The sequence below is a fragment of the Bradyrhizobium sp. 141 genome, assembly GCF_023074055.1.
Lineage (GTDB): Bacteria > Pseudomonadota > Alphaproteobacteria > Rhizobiales > Xanthobacteraceae > Bradyrhizobium.
On sequence record NZ_JADPKR010000045.1, the window covers coordinates 84,839 to 106,070 of the forward strand.

Annotated in this window: 29 protein-coding genes; 11 read left to right on the forward strand and 18 right to left on the reverse strand. The window is 64.5% G+C overall.

All coding sequences use genetic code 11. The features are described from left to right. Window positions 1–103 precede the first annotated feature (103 nt). On the forward strand, window positions 104–886 hold the full coding sequence (locus tag IVA81_RS12565) for a class I SAM-dependent methyltransferase (RefSeq protein ID WP_247316949.1): 783 nt from the start codon (window positions 104–106) through the stop codon (window positions 884–886). A gap of 148 nt (window positions 887–1,034) precedes the next feature. On the opposite strand, the gene IVA81_RS12570 is transcribed toward IVA81_RS12565, so the two are convergent. Then, entirely contained in the window at window positions 1,035–1,313 is a 279-nt protein-coding gene (locus tag IVA81_RS12570; protein WP_247316951.1) for a hypothetical protein, read from the reverse strand. A 291-nt stretch (window positions 1,314–1,604) separates the two neighbouring features. Between IVA81_RS12570 and IVA81_RS12575 the strand changes: the two genes are divergently transcribed. Both IVA81_RS12575 and IVA81_RS12580 read left to right on the forward strand, forming a co-directional pair. Beyond that, a complete protein-coding gene (locus IVA81_RS12575) occupies window positions 1,605–1,835 on the forward strand; it encodes a hypothetical protein (protein WP_247316952.1) in 231 nt (76 codons plus the stop codon). A gap of 198 nt (window positions 1,836–2,033) precedes the next feature. Then, complete coding sequence (locus IVA81_RS12580) at window positions 2,034–3,047, forward strand: hypothetical protein (RefSeq protein WP_247317821.1); 1,014 nt, start codon at window positions 2,034–2,036, stop codon at window positions 3,045–3,047. 201 nt (window positions 3,048–3,248) lie between these two features. On the opposite strand, the gene IVA81_RS12585 is transcribed toward IVA81_RS12580, so the two are convergent. From IVA81_RS12585 to IVA81_RS12600, 4 genes are all read right to left on the reverse strand, one after another. After that, entirely contained in the window at window positions 3,249–3,755 is a 507-nt protein-coding gene (locus IVA81_RS12585) for a hypothetical protein (protein ID WP_247316958.1), read from the reverse strand. A 185-nt stretch (window positions 3,756–3,940) separates the two neighbouring features. Next, window positions 3,941–4,222 (reverse strand): hypothetical protein, encoded by a 282-nt coding sequence (locus IVA81_RS12590; RefSeq protein WP_247316967.1) that lies wholly within the window; start codon window positions 4,220–4,222, stop codon window positions 3,941–3,943. 195 nt (window positions 4,223–4,417) lie between these two features. Beyond that, on the reverse strand, window positions 4,418–4,954 hold the full coding sequence (locus tag IVA81_RS12595) for a helix-turn-helix domain-containing protein (protein WP_247316977.1): 537 nt from the start codon (window positions 4,952–4,954) through the stop codon (window positions 4,418–4,420). 218 nt (window positions 4,955–5,172) lie between these two features. After that, window positions 5,173–5,577 (reverse strand): VOC family protein, encoded by a 405-nt coding sequence (locus tag IVA81_RS12600; protein ID WP_247316979.1) that lies wholly within the window; start codon window positions 5,575–5,577, stop codon window positions 5,173–5,175. Between the two features lie 453 nt (window positions 5,578–6,030). Here IVA81_RS12600 and IVA81_RS12605 point away from each other — a divergent pair, with 453 nt between their 5' ends. Then, the gene (locus IVA81_RS12605; RefSeq protein WP_247316980.1) at window positions 6,031–6,381 is read left to right on the forward strand and encodes a zinc ribbon domain-containing protein YjdM; all 351 of its coding nucleotides are present in this window, start codon (window positions 6,031–6,033) and stop codon (window positions 6,379–6,381) included. A gap of 255 nt (window positions 6,382–6,636) precedes the next feature. Here IVA81_RS12605 and IVA81_RS12610 read toward each other — a convergent pair whose 3' ends face one another. After that, complete coding sequence (locus IVA81_RS12610; protein ID WP_247316981.1) at window positions 6,637–7,557, reverse strand: DMT family transporter; 921 nt, start codon at window positions 7,555–7,557, stop codon at window positions 6,637–6,639. Window positions 7,558–7,722: 165 nt separating this feature from the next. Then, entirely contained in the window at window positions 7,723–8,139 is a 417-nt protein-coding gene (locus tag IVA81_RS12615) for a nuclear transport factor 2 family protein (protein ID WP_247316982.1), read from the reverse strand. A 126-nt stretch (window positions 8,140–8,265) separates the two neighbouring features. On the opposite strand from IVA81_RS12615, the gene IVA81_RS12620 reads away from it, so the two are divergent. Beyond that, window positions 8,266–8,835 carry an Ada metal-binding domain-containing protein gene (locus tag IVA81_RS12620; protein ID WP_247316983.1) on the forward strand — a complete coding sequence of 190 codons (570 nt, stop codon included), beginning with the start codon at window positions 8,266–8,268 and terminating at the stop codon, window positions 8,833–8,835. Here IVA81_RS12620 and IVA81_RS12625 read toward each other — a convergent pair. The 3 genes from IVA81_RS12625 to IVA81_RS12635 form a co-directional block, all read right to left on the reverse strand. After that, a complete protein-coding gene (locus IVA81_RS12625) occupies window positions 8,832–9,071 on the reverse strand; it encodes a hypothetical protein (RefSeq protein WP_247317861.1) in 240 nt (79 codons plus the stop codon). The two genes, IVA81_RS12620 and IVA81_RS12625, sit on opposite strands and share 4 nt — an antisense overlap. 251 nt (window positions 9,072–9,322) lie before the next feature. Then, window positions 9,323–9,577 (reverse strand): hypothetical protein, encoded by a 255-nt coding sequence (locus IVA81_RS12630; RefSeq protein WP_247316984.1) that lies wholly within the window; start codon window positions 9,575–9,577, stop codon window positions 9,323–9,325. Between the two features lie 172 nt (window positions 9,578–9,749). Beyond that, entirely contained in the window at window positions 9,750–9,953 is a 204-nt protein-coding gene (locus tag IVA81_RS12635) for a hypothetical protein (protein ID WP_247316985.1), read from the reverse strand. Between the two features lie 269 nt (window positions 9,954–10,222). On the opposite strand from IVA81_RS12635, the gene IVA81_RS12640 reads away from it, so the two are divergent. Continuing rightward, complete coding sequence (locus tag IVA81_RS12640; RefSeq protein ID WP_247316986.1) at window positions 10,223–11,527, forward strand: hypothetical protein; 1,305 nt, start codon at window positions 10,223–10,225, stop codon at window positions 11,525–11,527. Window positions 11,528–11,532: 5 nt separating this feature from the next. Here the strand turns inward: IVA81_RS12640 and pdxY are convergent, their stop codons facing one another. Continuing rightward, entirely contained in the window at window positions 11,533–12,345 is an 813-nt protein-coding gene (gene pdxY, locus IVA81_RS12645; protein WP_247316987.1) for a pyridoxal kinase, read from the reverse strand. A gap of 156 nt (window positions 12,346–12,501) precedes the next feature. Continuing rightward, window positions 12,502–13,134: a TetR family transcriptional regulator gene (locus IVA81_RS12650; protein WP_247316988.1), complete on the reverse strand. Its 633-nt coding sequence runs from the start codon at window positions 13,132–13,134 to the stop codon at window positions 12,502–12,504. A 96-nt stretch (window positions 13,135–13,230) separates the two neighbouring features. Here IVA81_RS12650 and IVA81_RS12655 point away from each other — a divergent pair, with 96 nt between their 5' ends. From IVA81_RS12655 to IVA81_RS12665, 3 genes are all read left to right on the forward strand, one after another. Next, complete coding sequence (locus IVA81_RS12655) at window positions 13,231–13,896, forward strand: class I SAM-dependent methyltransferase (protein WP_247316990.1); 666 nt, start codon at window positions 13,231–13,233, stop codon at window positions 13,894–13,896. A gap of 178 nt (window positions 13,897–14,074) precedes the next feature. Then, window positions 14,075–14,419, forward strand: coding sequence for a multidrug efflux SMR transporter (locus IVA81_RS12660; RefSeq protein WP_200291004.1), 345 nt, complete (start codon window positions 14,075–14,077; stop codon window positions 14,417–14,419). After that, entirely contained in the window at window positions 14,419–14,988 is a 570-nt protein-coding gene (locus IVA81_RS12665) for a TetR family transcriptional regulator (protein ID WP_247316991.1), read from the forward strand. Before IVA81_RS12660 ends, IVA81_RS12665 begins: the two co-directional genes overlap by 1 nt. Window positions 14,989–15,003: 15 nt before the next feature. Here IVA81_RS12665 and IVA81_RS12670 read toward each other — a convergent pair whose 3' ends face one another. From IVA81_RS12670 to IVA81_RS12690, 5 genes are all read right to left on the reverse strand, one after another. Then, window positions 15,004–15,327 (reverse strand): hypothetical protein, encoded by a 324-nt coding sequence (locus IVA81_RS12670; protein WP_247317823.1) that lies wholly within the window; start codon window positions 15,325–15,327, stop codon window positions 15,004–15,006. Window positions 15,328–15,398: 71 nt separating this feature from the next. Beyond that, window positions 15,399–15,605, reverse strand: coding sequence for a hypothetical protein (locus IVA81_RS12675; RefSeq protein WP_018322958.1), 207 nt, complete (start codon window positions 15,603–15,605; stop codon window positions 15,399–15,401). 238 nt (window positions 15,606–15,843) lie between these two features. Further along, complete coding sequence (locus IVA81_RS12680) at window positions 15,844–16,122, reverse strand: hypothetical protein (protein ID WP_247316992.1); 279 nt, start codon at window positions 16,120–16,122, stop codon at window positions 15,844–15,846. 159 nt (window positions 16,123–16,281) lie between these two features. After that, the gene (locus IVA81_RS12685) at window positions 16,282–17,253 is read right to left on the reverse strand and encodes an SH3 domain-containing protein (RefSeq protein WP_247317001.1); all 972 of its coding nucleotides are present in this window, start codon (window positions 17,251–17,253) and stop codon (window positions 16,282–16,284) included. Between the two features lie 155 nt (window positions 17,254–17,408). After that, on the reverse strand, window positions 17,409–19,331 hold the full coding sequence (locus tag IVA81_RS12690) for an FAD-binding monooxygenase (RefSeq protein ID WP_247317003.1): 1,923 nt from the start codon (window positions 19,329–19,331) through the stop codon (window positions 17,409–17,411). Window positions 19,332–19,434: 103 nt separating this feature from the next. On the opposite strand from IVA81_RS12690, the gene IVA81_RS12695 reads away from it, so the two are divergent. Both IVA81_RS12695 and IVA81_RS12700 read left to right on the forward strand, forming a co-directional pair. After that, on the forward strand, window positions 19,435–19,899 hold the full coding sequence (locus tag IVA81_RS12695) for a MarR family winged helix-turn-helix transcriptional regulator (RefSeq protein ID WP_247317011.1): 465 nt from the start codon (window positions 19,435–19,437) through the stop codon (window positions 19,897–19,899). Window positions 19,900–20,019: 120 nt separating this feature from the next. Continuing rightward, window positions 20,020–20,454: a hypothetical protein gene (locus IVA81_RS12700; protein WP_247317013.1), complete on the forward strand. Its 435-nt coding sequence runs from the start codon at window positions 20,020–20,022 to the stop codon at window positions 20,452–20,454. A gap of 49 nt (window positions 20,455–20,503) precedes the next feature. Here the strand turns inward: IVA81_RS12700 and IVA81_RS12705 are convergent, their stop codons facing one another. After that, window positions 20,504–21,100 carry a L,D-transpeptidase gene (locus tag IVA81_RS12705; RefSeq protein WP_247317825.1) on the reverse strand — a complete coding sequence of 199 codons (597 nt, stop codon included), beginning with the start codon at window positions 21,098–21,100 and terminating at the stop codon, window positions 20,504–20,506. Window positions 21,101–21,232 lie beyond the last annotated feature (132 nt).

Consider the following 21,232-nt stretch of genomic DNA (forward strand, 5'->3'; position numbering starts at 1 on the left):
TCCTCGCTGACTGAGGTCGCGAAAATGACCGCAAAGAAATGACCAATGTGTTAACCTCGCCGCTCGCGCATTGCCTTGTGGAAAACACTGAGGGAGCCGTTGCATGGCCGAGCTGCGCTTCGATGACGGTGCCGCCTATGAGCAGATGATGGGCGTCTGGAGCCATTCGGTCGGCGAGGTTTTTCTCGACTGGCTGAAGCCGGCGCAGGGGCTGCGGTGGATCGATGTCGGCTGCGGCAGCGGCGCCTTTACCGAGCTCATCGTCGCGCGCTGCGCCCCTAGCGACGTGCAGGGCATCGATCCCTCGGAGGGACAGCTTGCCTTTGCCCGCACGCGCCCAGGTGCGCGCGGCGCCGTGTTTCAAACTGGCGATGCCATGGCACTGCCCTTTCCAGCGGCAAGTTTCGATGTCGCGGTGATGGCACTGGTTCTCGTGTTCGTGCCGAATGCAGCGAAAAGTGTCGCGGAATTGACGCGGGTCGTTCGGCCCGGCGGCCTCGTTGCGACCTACATGTGGGACATGCTGGGCGGCGGATTTCCGCTCGATCCGATCCTCAACGAGATGCGCGCGATGGGGCTGTCGCCGACGCGTCCGCCGCATATGGAAGTGTCCACCCTTGCGGCTCTCGAGGATTTCTGGAGCGCGGCCGGCTTGCTAGAGATCGAGACCCGCGAGATCACGGTGCAGCGGACGTTTGCCGATTTCGACGAGTTCTGGAACGTGGAGACCAAGGCCCCCTCCACCGCGCCTGTCGTCGCGGCGATGCCGGCGGCCGATGTCGGCAAGCTCATGCAGCGCGTGAGGGCGCGCCTCCCCGCGGACACGGACGGCCGCATCACCTACAGCGCCCGCGCGCATGCGATCAGCGGACGCAAGCCGGGGTGAGAATGACGTGACGCAGCTCGTAGGATGGGTAGAGCCCTTGCGAAACCCATCATTCCGCGATGACTATTGATGGGTTTCGCTTCGCTCTACCCATCCTACGACTGTCACCGTAACTCTACGCGCTGTTGTATCCGTCAGCACCCGAACCTCAGTACCCTGACTTGCTCGAGCCGGTGGTTGACTTCGTGCTCGCGCCGGTGGTTTGGCCTGGAGCGTAATTCGACGCGCCGGGGCCGGCCTTCTTCGAGGCCTTCGCGTGGTGCATCTTATGTCCAGGAGCGTAGCTGGAAGCGCCCGGCTTGCCTTTCTTGGAACCTGTTTGCTGCATCTCCTGACCTGGCGCCTTGCTCGATACGCCCTGAGCAAACACGGCCGGTGCTGTCGCCACGACAACAGCAGCAGAGAGCGCGATGATCGTTGTTTTCATGATGTCCTCCTCCCAAAAGCCTCCGCACTTGCAACGAATGGACCCAACGCCCGTTCCTCTGAATGCAAGGGTGAGCCAACGGTCGGCCCGGAGGATGAGGCTAGAGCGGCACCGTTGCTCGGCGAGCGAAGGCGAAAGCGATACCCATCGATTGCTGCGGCGAAAGTGAAGGGTTTCGCAAAGGCCCAACCCATCCTGCGTCGCTTGATGGTGCGGAACTTACTCGACCTCCATGGCTTTGAAATGCACTGCCTCCGTTACGGGTTGGCAGTGACAAGTTGAGAGGCGAAAATGTTCCTGACGGGACTTGGCGCGCTGCTCATCTTCGGCGGACTCCTGTACATGCTGCGCGCCACGATTTGGCGGGGCCCCCTTAGCGGTCGGGATTCATCTCGACAGGTTCGCGGCACGCTGGAACCGCCTCGCCGGGGCCTGGGATTCCTTGGGATCGCATCGAACTGGCCGGGAATCGTTCTGATGGCCGCCGGTGTCGTGCTGATGGCGTCGGGCGCGAGCTTTTAAGCCCTGAATTACGCCAGTGCTGTCACCGCAAAAAGCTGCGCTGGTCCCGGATTGCACTTCGCTCCATCCGGGCTACAGGCCGCGCCCTCCGCCCTGCTCCCGAGCCCGCCATAATTTTTCCTTTGCACACGCGTTGTGTCTGATAGCGGCGAGACCTATCCTTCCTGATCGGACTGCCTCCCATTGACGCCCGACCGGATGGAGAGCGCATCGGTGCCTGACACGAACGACCCCAAACCTGATACCAGCAAGCCCGATGCCCCCAAGCCGGAGGAGACGCGCGCCGAGGGCGGGCTGGCGCGGGCCTACGACCGGATCAAGAGCGCGGAGCAAGACCTGGCGCGGTTGGACCGACTGGTTTCCGGAATGGAACGCGATAGCGAGGGACAGCGGGCCTCACGCGCAAGCGCCATACCGACGGCAGCCGCCACTCCGGGAGACGGGCTGCCGAAGCCCGATGCCAAGGTTCCGAGCCCCAACGTTCCCAATACCGGGGTTCGCGATCCAGGCTTGAGGAAAGATCCGGCCATGATGCGCGCCTTGGTCATTCTCGTGCTGGCGATCGGCCTGCTCGGTGCCGCCGTCGCTTCGCAATATCGCGATGAGGCCCAATCGATCGGCCAGTCGATCATGGCGCGATGGGCTCCGCCGGCAGCGAGCACGGCCCCGCAGGCATCCGCGGTGGAAAACCAAGTGCAGCCGCCGGTCGTGCTGCTGGCTGCGGCGGATGAGCCGAGCCCGTTGCCCGCGCCGCCAGCGCCTAAGGAAGCGGACAGCGCCCCAAAGTCCGGCGCCACGGCGCCTGAGTCGTCGTCATCCGAGCTGGCGCAATCGCTTAAGGCCATCACCAGCGAGCTTGCGAACATCAACGACAAGCTCGAGCAACTGAAGAGCCGCAACGAGCAGACCCTGCGCGAGCAGGCCGACACCATTCGACAGCTCAAGGCGGCGCAGGAGAAGGATGCGGCGGACAATGCGCGCCTTGCCGCCCAGGTCCAGGCGCTGCAAACGCAACCGAGCGCGTCATCGGCGTCATCCGCCTCTGCAGCCGCCAAGCCCGTCGTGCGCAGCGTGGTGAACCACGATGCGGCTGCGCGTGCCCGGGCGCACGTACCAGACGCCGCGCCACGGCGGCCCAGGCCGCCCCCGCGAGGCCCGTGGATGCCGCCGCCCTATATGGCCGACCCTTATTACGGCGATCCGGATTGGTGAGTCCGCAAGGCGCGGACTTGTTTCTCGCACGCGCGAGCGGATGACGGCGTTAGCAAACGAGCGTAGCCGGACGAGCGACTTGTCCGCCGTAGCTCAAAGAGCGAAGGCGGAAGCGACATCCGGGGGAATGCTTCGGCAGCAAAGCCCCGCCCATATCGCTCCGCTCATCCGGGCTATCAACCAGCTACGCTCTACGCTCGCTCACCGTATCTCGCTCATCGTCACCTCCGCCGCGATCCCCGTCAGCTCGGGCTCTTGCGGCGCAAGCTCCTCATAGGAAGATGGGCCAACCGAGACTTCAGTCATTCTGCGTTTGACCTGTTCGCAGGTCTTGCGCACGTCTTCGGTGAACAGCGCGCATTCTTCGATGCGCTTGAATATCTTCCGTCCCTCTTCACGATACCCCGCCGCCGTTTCTCGCATGAAGGCGATCGCATCATGAACCTGGGCCGTCAGCGCCTCGCATTTTTGCGCCGCGTCGATCAACTCGGTGCCCATGGCCTCGATCTCTTTTGCAGCGGACTCATAGTCGCGAACGACCGCTTCTGCGCTGAGCGCACCGACGCGCGACACGCCCGCGGTGTGCTCGACATAATCAGGCAGATTAATTGAAGTAATGGAGCTCCCCGACCGGATCGACGTGATGTCCGCTTCGAGTTGGACCAAATTCACTCCGTCCCGTCTGTGCAATTGTTCGACACTTGCCATGACTGATCCTCCCGATACGCGCCCAGAACCCCAAACAGCATTGGGTTTATTACGGGGATAAGTGTCGTTCTACCTCAATGTATCCTTGACAGTCTCCGCTTTGCCATTTTTTCCCATCGTCAACTCCGCACGCAGGGATAACGAGCCATCAAACTTCAACTTGTCCGCGTACCGGATGGAGGACCTCACCACCAATACGGCCAGCGCCATCCTTCATAGCGCACATATGACGGCACCAGCGGCGGGCCGTAGGGATCGACCCGGTCATCCTCCGGGCGATAACGATAGCGTGGAACGACATTGTAATCCCACGGCGTCGGTCTCAGCACGGGTGCAGTGACGATGAGCCGCTCTTGCGGTGCGCGAACGACGACGGCTTTGCGCGTGCGGGCTTCGGCGCCTGATGTTGCAAGGCTGCACAGCACCAGGGCGGTTCCGAGTGCACAGGCGACGGTCATTTTTGTCATGCGGCGGTCTCCTTCCCGCCAAGAGTGCAAAAGGACGCGAGGCAAGGCAAGCGAATTTCGCGCGAGATTCTTCCGCGGCCATCCTTCGAGACGCCCGCTTCAGCGGGCGCAGCCCGGATGAGCGAAGCGACATCCGGGGATATGGTGTGGCAACAAAGTCCCGGATATCGCTTCGCTCATCCGGGCTACGAGAACTCACGCCGCGTCGACGTCCTCAGGCACGGGCCCCGCAACGAGCCCGTCGAGACCGACCATCAGCAAATCGGCGATGTGCATCAGCTGGTACAGCGGAATGTCCGCCTCGCCGTTCTCGGCCAGTGCTACGAAGGCCGGCGTGACACTGAGACGCTCGGCGAGCTGGCCTTGCGTGTAGCCGCGGGTCTCGCGCGCGGCCTTGACGCGCGCGCCGATCCCGAGCCGGTGCCGGGCCTGCTCGTCCGCGGTCATCATGGCCGCCTGCTCGTCCACGCTCGCATAGCCCTCCACGAACGCGCTGCCGATCAGCCTCTCCTTGCGCCAGGCGACGCGGCAGGCCTTGCGCAGGCCGCTCGAGAAGATCAGCGAAAACTCCTCCGCGACCCATGCCGAGCTGTTGAGAGCCAGACGCGCGCCGGTGCCGGAGACATCGCGGATCGTGCAGGGCACGCTGACGATGCTGCCGGTGCCGTTGTCGAATTCGACCATGCCGGTCCGCAACGTGTGATGCCTGACGGCGGCGCGATGATCGCTCATGACAGCTCCCGAAAGCTTGCAGCGGCGTCGAATGCAGGTCGACGCCGCCGTGATCGGAGCACGCTAGTGCAGAATTTTTCCGCGATCCCTAAACTTGCCGTGGCTCGGCCGGGACACGCTTCTATGGTAAAGGATGCGTCACCTGCTTCTTCAATGCGCCCACGGCGCCGCCGAAGTAATTCCGCTTCGCTCATCCGGGCTACTAAATTGGCCCCGAACTACGAACTTTCAAGCAGCGCGTCATACCCCTGCTCGCTGAACGCCAGCAGACAGAACCCGTGCCCGAACGGATCGGCCAGCATCGCGATCCGGCCATAGGGCGCATCGCACGCCGCCACCTCCAGGATCGCGCCGGCGCCCAGCGCGCGTTCGAGGGCAGCATCGACATCATCGACGACGACGTCGATATGCACGGGCGTCCAGTGCCGCTCGTAGCGGCGGCGGTCGCTGCCGGCGCCCAGCGTTCCGGCCTTCTTGGTCAAGAGATAGACCGGCGCGGGCCAGCCGAGCAGCTCGATGAAATCGGTGCCGAAGCGGCGGCCGACCCTGAGGCCGAAGGCTTCGGTGTAGAAGCTGGTGGCTTGCGCGACGTCGGGGACGTCGATGTTGAGAAGGAAGGTCATGTCGAACTCGCTGTCCGGTTGCGCGGCGAAAATAGCCCGGATGGAGCGCAAGCGTAATCCGGGATGATGCCGCACGCTCAGTCGGCGGGTTCCGCTGACGCTCCACCTGCGCTACGTAGGACTCTCCTCGTCACCGGACGAGCGCCAGCATGACATCATGCCACTGTTTTGCCCGACGGGTCAAATGATATTCGGTATTACCGAAATACAGCAGCCTTATCAAGGCCGTGTCTACTGTGCATGGGGTTGTTTTCGAGATTTGATATAGGGCGCCCTCACGTGCCTCTCAGGCTGCTCAGCGTGATCCTCGTTGCGCTGTTTCGGTGATATCGCACCGGCAGGCGATGGCGGCGCGAGTTGTCGGCAGCTTTCCCTTGCTTTCCTGTTCCCCGCCCCTACGGTCGCGCCGCGAACCAAGCGTTGAGACGAGAAAAGGGTTAGACGAGACTTGCCATGACCGACACGATGAAATGCCCCGCCTGCAACTCCGAGCACGCCTATCAGGACCGCGGTCTCTGGGTCTGCCCGGAATGCGGCCATGAATGGAGCGGTACGGCGGAGACGGCCGCGGATGCGTCGCAGGACGCCGGCGTGCGCGATGCCAACGGCAATGTGCTCGCTGACGGCGACAGCGTCATCGTGATCAAGGATCTCAAGATCAAGGGCTCCTCCTCGGTCGTGAAAGGCGGCACCAAGGTGCGCAACGTCCGTCTCCAGGACGCCAGCGACGGACACAACATCGCCTGCAAGATCGACGGCATCGGCGCGATGAATCTGAAGTCGGAGTTCGTGAGGAAGGCGTAGCCGCGAGGCAGCCTGCGCGTCGCGGCCCTCGGCGCTCGCGGGTTGCTGCGCCGGAACACACGATGTTCTTATCCCTGTCGCAAATCTGTGTAAGCCTGGCAGGCGCCGGGCAGGCGTTTGTAGCGCGTATCTATTTTTTTCAACCCGGGGCTGGCTTGCAGGGTTACCTGTTCGATTGCATCACAGGCTTTTCAGACTTCAGCGGCCGCCCTCTGGGCGGCCTTCCTGTTTTACGCGCGTCAATTACACGGCGATCTACCGCTGCCGCTGCGCCAGGTAAAACCCGCACAGCACCGTCACGAGGCCCGCGGCCTGCAAGAGCGTCGGCGGCTCGCCAAGCAGCAGCCAGCCGGTGAGCAGCGTCAGCGCCGGCACGCAGGCCGGAAACACCGCGGCGCGCGCGACGCCGAGGCGCTGGACCGAGACGGCGAACAGATAGAGCGCGGCGGGGCCGGCGAGCACGCCCTGCGCCAGCGCCTGGATGGCGTTCTCGGTGATGCCGATCGCCGCAACATGGGCGAGGCCGACGGTTGCGATGTAGACCGGCAGCAGCAGCAGCGACAGCACGTTGATGACCAGCGCGGCCGAGACGGCGGAGACGCGCCAGTGCCGCAGAGCTGCGCCGAAGCCGGCGAACATCAATCCCGTCAGCACGAAGATCAGATCGCCCAGCACGCCGTCGGCACCGATATGGCCGATCGATTCCGCGCCGATAACGCCGAGGCCGCCGACGATGACGATCGCGCCGGCAAGGCGCGAGGCGGAGATATGCTCCTTCAGCACCACCGCCGCGAGCAGCAGACCGCCGAGCGTGGCGCAAGAGGGCTGGATCACGCTGCCATGGCCGAGCGGCACGAACAGAAAGCCGGTGTAGGAGATCAGCGACATCACGGGGCCGCCGAGCACCATCAGCACAAGGCCCCTGCTCCAGCCGATGCCGCAGAGATCGCCGATGCCGGCGCGCAGCACCAGCGGCAGGAACGCGATCCCCGACCAGACATAGCGATGCACCAGCAGATCGACCGGCGTGAAGCCGACCTTGAGCCCATGCCGCGTGCCGGCAAAGCCGAGCGCCCAGAACAGCGCCGCGGCAAGGCCGCAGACCACGCCGAGCAGTGCCGGCGCTGCATCGTTGTTCTGAGAAAGAGCGTCAGCGCCGCTCGTCCGCTGATCCATGGGATCAAGCCTTATGTCAGCGCGCCGATCGGCTCAACCCACGCGGCTGCAGGGCTGGCACGCGAGGGAATACAAGGACTCCGGTGCCCGCATGAGCGCAGCGACATGCGGGACTCACCTCGCCACCTTCCCGGATATCGCTGCGCTCATCCGGGCTACTGAGCATCACCCTTCCTCGCCAAACACCATCCGCCATCCCTTGCGCGTATCCATGTATTCCCGCACCTGCTTGATCCGGTCGCCCGCCACCGTAAACACGAAGCAATAGTCGTTCTCGTACGGCTTGCCGCCGGGCAGCGTCGCGCGCATCCGCTCCTCCACGATCACGACATCGCCGTCGGCATACACGCCGCGGAACGCGATATCGATGTTGGAGAACATCTTGTGCATCTCCTGCGCGATGAAGCGCGCGATCTCGTGCGGTCCCGTCATGTGGTCGGTGTGATCGAGCGCGACGGCGGTGGCATTGCCCTTCGGCGCGATCCATTCGGCGTCGTCGGTGAACAGTGCGGCGATGCGCATCGCATCGCGCGACGAAAAGGTCTTCCACGCATTCAGGACAATATCTTTCGGACTGGACACGATGCGCTCCCCGGTTTGCATTGAGGGCCGCCTTCTAGGCCGCGAGGCGCCTTGCGGGCTCGCCACAATCGGACTCGGTCATCCCGCAGGCCTTCCGGCCCCGCCGTCATGCGCTATGATCCGGCCATGCTGAGCTTCGATGTCTGCAACGCCGCGCGCCTGCGCCGGGATCCCTGCTATGACGGCCGCTTCTTCACGGCCGTGAAGACCACCGGCATCTATTGCCGTCCGGTCTGTCCGGCCAAGCAGCCGCTGACGCGCAACGTCGCCTATTATCCGACGGCGGCGGCGGCCGAGGCCGACGGCTTCCGGCCATGCCTGCGCTGCCGTCCCGAAACTGCGCCGTTCTGCCCGGCCTGGAACGGCACGCGCTCCACGGTGGCGCGGGCCATGAAGCTGATCGATGACGGCGCGCTCGACCAAGGCTCGGTGGTCGACCTCGCGATGCGGCTCGGCATCTCCTCGCGCCATCTGGCACGCCTGTTCGAGCGCCACGTCGGCGCCACGCCTCAGCAGCTCGCCAGGACGCTGCGCGTCCAGCGCGCCAAGCGTCTGATCGATGCCGGCGACGACAGCATGACCGACATCGCATTTCAGGCCGGCTTCGGCAGCCTGCGCAGGTTCAACGCCGCCTTCGCCGAACTCTACGGCCGCTCGCCGTCAAGCCTGCGCGCGGTGCGCACGCGGAGGACTTAGAAAAATCCCGGGCTGAGATCGAGGCCGTATGTCAGGCTGAGCACGAACACGAACAGCGCGGCGGCGGCGAACAGAGCGGTGTGCTTGAGAATGAACGCCCGCGGCGAAGCGGTGGCAACAACGGCTTTCTGCGCAACGGGCATGACGGCCTCCATTATGATTTCAAAAATTGGCCACAACGATGCGGCCGCCGCATCAAGCAATGCGTTCTGCAAAACAACTGTTAAAAGGATCACGCCCGTTATGAACGGGCATACATAACCGGCAATTCACGCGAACTTGTTTCGCGGCCGGACTCTCAATCAGCGCATCGGTGTCAATTCATCGTGCCGAGACATTGCACGATGCGCGCCGGCGCGAGATGCGCGAGGCAGTTTCAACGATCCCTGCACGCGCAATCCGCAAGCGGCGTCGATTTCGAGATTGTCAGTTGAGGCAGTGGATCCCGCCTCTCCGCGGAACCCATCTGCCGTCACGCGATGTCAGATCAGCGGGCAGCGCCCGTGGTGACGTCGGCGGTCTTCACCTTGCGCGGGCTGAGCACCTTCGCCTGGTGGACCGAGGCGACCTTGGTCGGCGCGGCAGCCTGCTGCTCGACATGCGAGGCACCGAGCACGCGAACCTGCAGGGGCGAGACCGGAAATCCGTTGGTCTCGTAAGTCGGCAGCTCGGCGGCGAAAGCCGCGGTGCTGCCCGCGATCGTCAGGATGGCGGCGGCGATCGACAGAGTCTTCTTGTTCATTGGTAGTGCTCCTGAGTGGAAGAGTCGGAGCATATTTAGGCGCGCTTTGCTGCATTGCGACATGTTTTGTTGCATTGCAACAGCGCGCGCAGTGCATGGCGATATGTTTAATACGTACAAGGCGTTGGCCGAATCACGGTCGGCCGCGACATGACGGTTTTATAGATAGAGCTCAGCCACCGAGCACGTTGCCCCAGCCATCGAACAGATAGGCCTTCCAGGCCACGGATCCGTCGTCGCCTGTGCGGCTGGCCCGCCGGTAATCATCGGCCTGATCAGCAGTCCAGGTGATGATCGTGTCCGTGAGGCGATCGTGCAGGATGGCGGGCTCGGTGGGATCGAAGGCGTCCATGGGGCGAAGTGAGGAATGCGTCATGGGCGACCAAACGCGCCAGCCGCAACAAAGTTGCGCCACGCGTGGGGCAAGTTTCGCCCTCGGAACCACAATGGAACCTGCGTTGCAGCTCAGCAACACCTCCCCGAAAAGCCCGTTTTCGCCGATTTGTGCCATTGCGCCGCCACACCGTCACCCGAACAATCGAGGTGCTGCGTGCCTTTCCGTGCAAGACTGTTTTCGTCAGACTGTTTGCATCATCGCTGTCCGGGCAAGACGGGTTCGGGCAGAACCGTTTGGAGGCAGGGATCATGAACGATCGGCGGTCTCTTTTGGTGGCGGTCATGTGCCCTTCGGCCGTGCTCGCCGGCTGGCTGGCGCTTTCCCTCTCCGCCTATGCCCCTGCCCTCATCGAAAACAGCAGCGCCAATGCGGCCGCCGTCTCGCGCGCAAAGGATCTCGGCCGGCTCGACCTTGCCGACGTGCCGCGCGCCGCGACGATCGAGGACGGCATCACCTTGACCGCCGACATCGCCGCTACGGTCGCCGCGGCACCCGCCCAGACGATCACTGAAGCGCTGCCCGAGACGCCCGCCTCCGCCGTCAAGCTCGCCGCGGCCGATCCGGCGCTGATACTGCCGACGGAGGCACCAGCCGCGCCGCAGATATCGCCTGAACCAGAGCCCGTGGTCAGCGAGGCAACGCCGGCCACGGCGCCGGAGCCCGTCAAACTGGCGTCCGCCGATCCCACCGAGATCGTGACGACGGATGCTCTGTCCCCCGCGGCGATCGCCAGCGGCCCCGTCACGCCTGCGAGCAAGGCATCACCTCCGGCCGACACCGTCGCCGTGCTCGACGAGTGCTTCGTCATGGATGCCTGCATCGATCGCTATCTCTGGACGCTCTATCAGCGCACCGCAAAGGAGGACTCGATCAAGGTCCAGGAGCGCCGCGCCGTCACCGTCAAGCGCAAGGGCAAGACAGTCACGGTAATGCGCAGCTTCACGAAGCTGGTCGATCAGGATTTCGGCTGGAAGGATCCGAAGGCGGCCGAGCACGCCGGCATGCCAATGATGGATTATGTCATCGGCGGCATGGACAAGAGCTTCAAGCGAAAGCTGTTTCGCACGCTGCTCGCCGCGGAAGCCGCCGGCCTCTCGCCCGGAATCACCAGCGCGTTCCGCGACGACTATCGCCAGTCGATCGCGAGCGGCCTGAAGGCCGCCTCCGACCGTTCTTATCATGGCGGCAGCACGCGCGGCGGCTACGGCCACGGCATGGCGGCCGATATCGTCAGCACCCAGGGGAATAACCGCGCGCAGCGCTGGGTCTCGACCGAAATCCTGTGGAAGTGGGTCGACGCCAACGGCAAGGCGTACGGCATCGGCCGGCCCTATCTCGGCCGTGATCCGCCGCATGTCGGCCCCGTCGACGGCCAGGAGTACATCTCGCGCCGTGGCACGGGCGACGGAAAGCAAGTCGCCAGCGTGAAGTCCAAGAAGGTGGTGCGCGCCGCGGCCCATGCAAAACCACCAAAGTCCCAGGCCGCACGCGAGCAGCGGGGTCCCGCGAAGCCGCAGAAATCGGCGCAATCGACCGGCAAGCGCGCGACCTGAGACCGTTACGTCGCGCGGCCCGGCAACGGTACCAGCCGCATCTCGGCCGTGCCGGCATCCTGCGTGCGCACCAGCACCGCAAAAATCGTCTCGACCGCAAGCCGCACCGCGGCCTCGATCGCTTGGCCCTTGGCCAGATGGGCCGCGATCAGACCAGTGAGGAGATCACCGGTGCCGTAGGGGCGGATTGGCAGGCGCGGCGTCGCGAAGCGCGACAACTGGCCGTCGGCGCACAGGATCGTCTCCACCTGCCCGGCCGCCGTGTCGGTGAGTGTACAGCCGGTGGCGACGACGTCGACGCGGCCGGTTGCCCCCAGCGCCGCACACGCGACGCGCAAGCCCTGCGCATCCGCGATTGTGAGGCCTGAGAGCAGCTCTAGCTCGAACTGGTTCGGCGTCGTCAGGTTTGCTGCCGGCAGCAGCCGGTGCCGGACCACGTCCAAAATGCCGTCGGCGACATAGACGCGGCCGTCATCGCCGATCACGGGATCACAGAGATAGACGAGCTTCGTATTCCGCGTAAGCGCCCGCTCGACGAAATCGGCGATCACGGCGGCATTGCCCGGCGAGCCGAGATAGCCGGTCACCAGCACGGCCGCCTCGTCGACGAGCCCGCGCTCTTCCACACCCTTCAGGAGATCGGCGACGAGCTCGGTCTCCAGCACCCGACCGCGCAGGCTCGGGTAGCGCGGATGGTTGGACAGCAGCGTCGTCGGCACCGCCGCAACGTTCACGCCCTCCGCCTGCATCGCATAGGCGGCCGCGCTGTTGCCGACATGGCCGTGAACCACCTGGCTTTGAATGGAGATGACGAGCATGAAAGAGGTCCGTAGGGTCAATTGTCGAGCGACGCAAGCAGAGCAATCGTAGCCCGGATGGAGCGCAGCGTAATCCGGGAATCGTGCCGCACGCTCAAGTCCCGGATTTTAAGTCTGAAAAATCATCGGCCCGCAAAGGTTGACGTCGGCAATGCCTCAGCGCCTTGCCAGCCTCGCAAGATAGGCGCAGAACATGTCGGCCATGGCATCGGCATAGGCCGCCATCTCGGCCTCGCTCCGCGTCTCTTCCGAAAAATTCTTGCCGACTTCGCTCAACGTCACCTTGATCAGCTCGCCCGCAAGCGCGCGTGTCGCATCCGAGGCCTTGGGCAGCGCTTCCCGCATGAACGTCGCGACAATCCCCTCACCGGCCGCCCGCGCGTCGTGCGCCTCGGGCGCGTCGCGATAGAGCGGTGCGGCATCGCTAAGCGCGACGCGGATTGCAGCCTCCTCGCACTCGGAGCGGATGAAGGCATGGACCAGCGCGCGTAGTCGCGTCGGCGGCGGCTTCGCCCGGTCGGCAAGGATGCCGCGCAGCAGCTCGCTGGTGCGCCGCCACTCGTCGCTCTGCAGACGGAACAGGATCGCGGCCTTGTTCGGAAAATATTGATAGAGCGACCCGACGCTCACTCCGGCCCGCTCCGCCACCCGCGCCGTGGTGAAACGCTGCGCGCCCTCCCTCGCCAGGACCTGAACAGCGGCATCGAGAATGGCCGTTACCAGGCCGGTGGAGCGGGCCTGTTGCGGCTGTTTTCGTGAGGAAACTGAATGGCTTCGACGGTTGGCCATGGCCCACTCTGGCAATGCGAATAGGAAACGCGACGATTTAGTCGTATTTCACTCGGCACGCAAGCATGCGTTCTTCGCCAACTCTGGAGACCTCGAATGACCGTCCCAACCATCACGTCGCTTGCGCCGCTATTGGATCGCCTGTTCGACGAAGCCGAGGCTGCAACCGGCGCAACGCGAGCCGCCGTCGCCGATTTGTCCGACGCAGACCGGGCGCGGCTGATGCGGAGCAAGACCGATTACCGGGAGCTCTACGGACGCCTGAAGGATGCTCCGCTCGCAGTCTCGCGCGAGACGGGGACGCTGCTCTACATGCTGGCACGCAGCTCTGGCGCCCGGACGATCGTCGAGTTCGGCACCTCGTTCGGCATCTCGACGCTGCACCTTGCCGCAGGCTTGCGTGACAATGGCGGCGGCCGCCTCATCACCAGCGAGTTCGAGCCCTCCAAGGCGGCGCGGGCGCGGCAGAACCTCATCGCCGGCGGCTTGATCGACCTCGTCGAAATCCGCGAAGGCGATGCGCTGAAGACGCTTCAAGCCGATCTGCCTGATACGATCGATCTCGTGCTGCTCGACGGCGCCAAAGCGCTCTACCCGGAGATCCTCGATCTGCTCAAGAGCCATCTCGGGCCGGGCGCGATCATCGTCGCCGACAATGCCGACGACAGCCCGGACTATCTGGCGCGCGTTCGCAGGCCTGGAAGCAGCTACATGTCGACGCCCTTCGCCGAAGACGTCGAACTTTCCGTGCGGATCGACTGACGCCGGTCGAACCACGACATCCTAAGAGCCGCTGCGCGATTCATCACGCGGCGGCTTCATGCCCTGTTCCGCCAACGTCGCAGGCCCGTCACTCACATGTGATACCTGCTGCCGGCCAAAGCCAAGTGCCACATGCTAAACATACCGCACGGTATCTTTCTTTCGCCCTAGGCTGACCATGACCTCCGCCTTCAATGCCTACGCAGCGCTTGCCCTCGCCATCGTTTTCGAGGTCACGGCATCGGCCTTCCTGCAGCAATCCGCGCAGTTCACCCGCCCGTGGCCGACGCTGGCCATGGTGCTGTTCTATGTCGCCTCGTTCTACGCGCTGTCGGTCGCGATCCGCGTCATTCCCTTGAGCATCGCTTATGCGATCTGGGGCGGGGTCGGCATCATCCTGACCGCCACCGTCTCCTTCGTGCTGTTCCGCCAGATGCTGGACGCCGCGGCGTTCGTCGGCATCGCGCTGATCGTATCAGGGGTCGTGGTCATCAACCTGTTCTCGCAGACCACGGCGCATTGATGCCGGAAAACCGCTACACCCGCGCCAAGCAGCCCGAGCAGGTCCGGCGCGCCCTGCTCGACCAGGCCGCGGCAATCGCCATGGACCATGGCGTCGCCGGTGTCACGGTGCAGGCGGTCGCGGCGGCGGCCGGTGTCACCAAGGGCGGGCTGTTTCACCATTTCGGCAGCAAGCAGGCACTGATCGAGGGACTGTTTGCCGACCTCCTCGCCCGCGTCGATGCCGAGATTGACGCCGCAGTTGAAGCCGATCCGAAGCAACGCGGCAGCTTCACGCGGGCGTATGTGAATGCGGTGTTCACCGGCAAGGCGTTTGGCTTTGCGACCCCATGGGCGGCATTGAGCATGGTCGTCGTCACCGATCCGCCGCTGCGCCGGCTCTGGAACGACTGGATCAAGGCGCGCCTGAAGCGTCATCGCACGACCGACGGCGCGCCCGATCTGCAAATGGTGCGCCTGGCCGCCGACGGCGCCTGGCTCTCCTATGTCACGACGGGACAGACGCGCATGAGCGCCGAGCTACGCACCGTGCACGCACGGCTTCTCGCGCAGACCTATCGACGCGGATAGCAGGAACCGGGCAGCCTACTGGCTCTGCACCGGCTTGGACGGACGCGGCGCGGATCGCGCGGGCTTCTTGGCGGACTTGGCCGCGGCGCGCGGCGGCGGCTCGTCAACCGATTCCAGATAGGCGGCAAGCATTTTGGCCGAGTCCGAGCTGGTCGCGTAATGGTCCTTCAGAAACCAGGACAACGTCAGGCTGAAGCGACCCTTGGCAAGGCCGCGCGGACTGCGATGGCAGGTCGCACAGCCGTCAGCGAAGAGCTTGGCGGGCGACTTGCCGGCGTCGAGATTTTGCGCGGCTGCAACCGTCGCCGTCAGAACCATGGCGGCGGCTGCAAAAGTCATCACGGGCACGATCCGGCCGCACCCCGGTCGAAACAGCGATCTCAAATGTCGTCCCCTCGCCCCGTCCGCGGTCACGCCGCCGACAGCTGATCGAATTCGGGCGGTGCGTAGGCCTTGCCGTCCTGATCGGTGATGACAACCCGCCACCCCTCGCTCGCCCACACCTTCGCCTTCGCCACGATGAGCAGCCGGCTCTCGCGAGCGAAACTGTACTTCTCGTTGTCGCGTTCTGCGACCATTTTGTAGGCCAATTCGCATCCCCTTGCGTCGCCCTGCACCCGGCCTCCTCGTGGCAGCGGGCTTTGGCGGCAATTCGCCGGGAGCGTGGCAATTTGATGCCATCCGCAAAGCATAGCGCTGGCGGCCAGCAACGGCGTGCCCACGGGAATGCACTTCCATCCGTCGCAGGCTTGCCCCGCCTGCGACGGCACGGGCCGTCTTGATGTCGTGCTGGATCGTCGCCCGGGGCGGCCAGTCACTCGGCAACGGAACCGATCGTCCCTGCCCGGAGCTCCGCTAGTGCACGCGGATGATGTGGGGGCGACCGAGATCAATCAGCCCCTGCACCGCCGAGAGGCGATCGTCGAGGGCTGCGATGGTGAGCAGCAGGTTGTTGCGGCGCTCGTCGAGCATACCCATCTCGGCGCCGGTGAGCTTTATGCTCGTCCGTTCCTTTTGAATCCCTTTGAGGGATTCGCGTAATCCGGCAATCAGGCCGGTCAGCTGTTTGGCCTCTTTCGTCATCGAACGCTTCGCGACATTTTGGCGGCGCGACTCCGCCTGGCTCTGTCTCATGTCATCCTCCCGTGCCCCGCTGCCCCGAGTGGATACTTACAGCTTTGGGTAGACATGTTACGATCGATAAAATCTGCCCGCGAAAAACCGAATTAAATTGTCGCGACCTCGAGAAGGCAAAGAAAAGCCCGGCACGAGGGCCGGGCTTTCCGGGCTACGCTAGTGCTTCTGATGGCCGCCGCCGGGGCCGCCGGCCGGTGCACCGCCGCCACGGGGCGCGGCGTTGATGTGGGGAGCGCCGCCGCCGGGGTGCGGCATTGCAGGTGCCGCCGCGCGCGGCGCCGGCATCTGGGCCCGGGCATTCATCGGCGAACCGTGGCTGACATTCGGCTGAGCGACGTGGGGCATCGCAGGTCGAGCCGCAGGCGCGGCCGACACGCGAGGCGCTTCATGTGCACGCGTCATCGGCTGCGCGCGCACGGCGGCGCGGCTCGCAGCATGGTCGTGCATCATGCGCCCTTGCGCCTCGCGCGGGCTACGGGTCTGCACGGCAGTGCGCTCATTCGCGATGCGCTCGCTGCGTCCGGCGCGAGTCCGGTCGGCCGTAATCGCAGCATCGCGCTTGGTGATAGCAGCGTCCGGCCGCGCCGTCGTGGCATCACGTCCGGAGATCGCCGCCCCACCCTTGCCGCGCACGCCGCTGCGTTCGAGTGCTATCGCCGCGTCGCGCGTTGCCGCGCGACCGATCCGGGCCGCGCGCGGATCAATCGTCATCCGCGTCGCGACGCTCTGATGCGAGCTCCAGTAATTATTCCAATAGGCGTGGCGGCGATACCAGGAACGTCCGCCATAGTGGCTCGACCAGTAAGACGTCAGCACGAAGGGGACGACAGGAACGTCAATCACATCGACATAGTCGGGGAGATAGACGTAGTGGTTGCGATAGAGATATTGGAGATATTGCGACGATACCCAGCCGCGATCGTCTGAGAAGCTGACGTCGCACCAGGCATTGCCGCGCAGGCAGCCATGGATGTTGACGCGGGCGCCCTCGGGGATGCGATCGACCAGCGGAAAACCCGTACCCGGCCCGGCGCGCAAGCCGGTCGAGACGGTGACGATGCCCGGCGCGGCCAATGCGGCTGTTGGCGCGAGCAGCAATGCGGCAAGTAAAACGCTCTTCAATTTCATGGCGTGCTCCTCCTCTTTCGAGTCGGAACGCGCAAGCAGAACGGGCGTTCCGAGCGCGAAGGTCTCATCGGTCGAAAGAATGAAACGCACGCTGCGCCCGGTTCAATATTCATTCGCCGTTCATCGGCACAGCACGCAAAGGCGCCGCCGGATCGTCAGTTGAGCCGCAACATGAACCCGTCGAAGTACGACGCAAGCGCAGCAAAATCATCGAGCGGCAGCAAGTTCGCGACATACTGGTCGGGCCGCACCACGACCATGCAGCCGGTTGTCCGATCGATACCGCGCATCGCGAAAACGTCGTGGCCGCTCTTGAGGTCCGGACAGAACATCTTTTCGTAGTCGCGCAAACCATAGCGCCCCTTGCGCGGGAGCAGCAGCGGCGGCATCGCCTCGATGGCGAGATCGCGATGGCCCTGTTGAAACACCGCGCGCAGATCGATCACGCTGTCGATATCGGCGCCGTCAGGCGTATACTGCCGGACCGGCGACTCCCTGGACTCCGCGAGGAAATTGCAGAGCGCGCGAATGGCCGAGCCTGCGGCGGCAGGATCTTCGGCGGGCGAAAACGCATAGATGCGGAAACGGCCGTCGGCCTGCGCGGCGTGACCGAGATGGACCGGCTTTGCATCGGCAAGCCGGATCACCGGGGCGGAATGGAAGCGCTTGCCGATGACGAGGCCTTGCGCGAGTTGCTGATGCGACGCCGCGCCGGTGAGAAGCGACGGGCTGTAATGCGTGGCCGTGCCGGCGGTGTAGCGGCCGTGCCTGACGAAATAGTCCTGCGTCTTGGCGGCATCGGCGCCGCCGGCTTTGGCCGCGGAGGCAAGAATTCCCGCCCACTCGCGGTCGAAGTCGATCAGCTCCTTGGCCACCGCCTGACGCTCCGCCGAATAGGAGTGCAACAGGTGCGGGGCGCACTGCTTCCGCATGACGGCAGCGAGCTTCCAGCCGAGATTGAAGGCGTCCTGCATCGAGACGTTCATGCCCTGCCCCGCCTTCGGGCTGTGGGTATGGCAGGCATCGCCGGCGATGAACATGCGCGGCAGGCGGCTGGCGACCTCGCCCTCCGGCACGTCGTCGAACTTGTCGGTCAGGCGCTGGCCGATCTCGTAGACCGACCACCAGGCGATCTCTTTCACCTCGAGCGTATGCGGCTTCAGGATCCGTTGCGCTTTCGCGATCACGTCGTCGGCGGTGATGTTGCGGTTCGCGACGCGTTCGCCGGCCTCGAGCTTGGCGAGCTCGACATAGATGCGGACCATGTAGCCGCCTTCCCGCGGAATGATCAGCAGGCTGCCGTCCTTCGCCGACTGAATCAACGCCTTGAAGCGAATGTCCGGAAAATCGGTCACGGCCAGCACGTCCATCACGCCCCAGGCGTGGTTGGCGGAATCGCCGTGCAGCTCGCGGCCGATCGACTTGCGCACCGTGCTGCGGGCGCCATCGCAGCCGACGACATAGCGCGCCCTGATCGTCTCGAACTTTCCTTCATTCGCGGCATCGACGCGTTCGAGCCGCACCGTCACGGCATGATTGTCGGCACCCGCGGATTGATCGACCTCAAGGTCGATCAGGCGGCGGCTATAATAGGGCTCCAGCCTGGCCGGCGCTTTACGCATGACGTCGAGAAAGCCGTCATGGATGCGCGCCTGGTTGAGGATGACGTGCGGGAATTCAGACAGCCCGTCCTCGACGTCCTGCACACGTCCGCTGCGGATGATGGTCTCGGGCGAGCGTTCGTCCGGCTTCCAGAACGTCGTCTCGTTGACCCAATAGGCCTCCTTCAGCACGCGCTCGCTGAAGCCATAGGCGTGAAACATTTCCATGGTGCGGCAGGCGATGCCGTCGGCCTGCCCGACCAGCAGCCGGTCCGGCTTCTGCTCGACGATGCAGGTCTTGACGTCAGGGAATTGCGCAAGCTGGGCGGCGAGCGTGAGGCCCGCAGGGCCACAGCCGACGATGAGGACATCGACCTCGTCGGGCACGGCGCCTGCTGCGCCCGAGACCTGAGCGCGCTCGGCAGGATCGGCAATCTCGGGATCGCCCGGCTGAAATCCATTCAGATGGAATTGCATGAGCCTCTCCCCGTCGAATTTCTGTTTTGATATTGCTCAGTATGCTGACTATCAGTATACTTGTCAACGATCGTACACCGTCCCGCCCGCCGAGGAGAATTCGGTGAAAGACAACAACGACATGCCCGGGCATCTGGCGCGCCGGTTCCAGCAGATCGCGGTCGCCGTGTTTCTGGCCGAGGTCGAAGATGCCGGCTTCGACCTGACGCCGGTGCAATACGCCGCACTCGCAACCATCAAGGCCAATCCGGGGCTCGACCAGGTGACGCTGGCAGGATTGATCGCCTATGACCGCACCACCATCACCGGCGTGATCGACCGTCTGGTGCAGAAGGGGCTGGCCGAACGCCGCGCCTCCAGCCGCGACCGCCGCGCCCGCGAGCTCGAGATCACCGACGAGGGCCGGCGCACGCTGCGCAAGATCACGCCGGCCGTGGAATCGGCCCAGCGCATCATGCTGCGTGGCCTCAGCGCGAAGGAGAGCGAGGAATTGATGCGGCTGCTGCGCAAGGCGATTGCCGCCGGCAACGATCTGAGCCGGGCACCGCTTCGCGACATGCAGGCATGATCCGGTATTTTTGTACGTAATTGTCGCATCGCCCCGAAACCAGGAACTAACCTTCGGCTGTTAGGGTCGGCAACATTCTGCGCTTAACGTGCGATTAACTTTGTGGTTCGGGGGTTTCGGATGTTCAAGTTCCTCATTGCGGCCGCGGCCATCGCGCTCTCGACCGGCCATGCGCTGGCAAACGGCCATGGCGGCGGCGACCCCCCTCCACCGCCCAAGCCCGAGGCAACGACCGCACCGGCGAAGGTCGTCATTACCAAGCAGGGTCCCAAGCTTGTCGATCTCAAGGGCATGACGCTCTATTATTACGAGCGCGATACCACCGGCAAAACGTCGAACTGCAACGGCAAGTGCACCGAGAGCTGGGTGCCGTTGCCCGCAACGACCGACGCCAGGGCCATCGGCGACTTCACCGTGATCAGCCGCAACGACGGCAGCAGGATGTGGGCGTACCGCTACCGCCCGCTCTACACCTCGGCCGCCGACAAGACGCCGGGCGATGCCAACGGCAACGCGACGACGCTGCAATGGCGCGTTGCTCGGCCCGAGAATTAGGGCGAGAGCGGCCCGCGCGCGAGGACTGGAGCGCTGGCGTAAGCTTGACTCACCCGCGCCAGCTTCCGCCCGCCTCGGCCTGCGCGCTCTGTCCGGGCGGCAGCACCACCACTATCGAATTGAGCTTCACCCGGTCGTACAGATCGATCACGTCCTCGTTGCGCATCCGGATGCAGCCTGACGAGATCGCCTGCCCGATATATTCCGGCTGATTGGTGCCGTGGATGCGGTAGAGCGTGTCCTTGTTGCCGGCATAGAGATAGATGCCGCGCGCGCCCAGCGGATTGGCCGGACCGCCGGGAACGCGCGCCGGATAAGGTCCAAGCCGCGCCTGGATATCCGCCGTCGGAACCCAGTCCGGCCATTCCGCCAAGCGGCCGACCCGCGCAACGCCGGAGAACGCCATGGCTTCCTCGCCGACCGCAACGCCGTAGCGGATCGCCTTGCCTTCCGGCAGCACGTAATAGAGGTAGCGCGCGTCGGTATCGACGAGGATGGTACCCGGTTGCTCCTTGCGCTGGTAATCGACGACGTGACGGAGATATTGCTCGGGCACGCTCGCCTTCGCGTAAGGCGTATGCGCGAGCAACTGCCGATCGCGCGGCGTCATGCTCGCGTCGGTGGACGGCGAAAGCGTCGCCTGCATGCAGCCGCCCAGCGGCAGCAGGGCAACAACGAACAAAGCGATTATGGATCTTGGCACCGCCGGCCCCCGATAGCGGATAGCAGCACCCCCAGCCTCCCCAGATGCTGCCCAAATCGTGCTGAAAACAAGGCA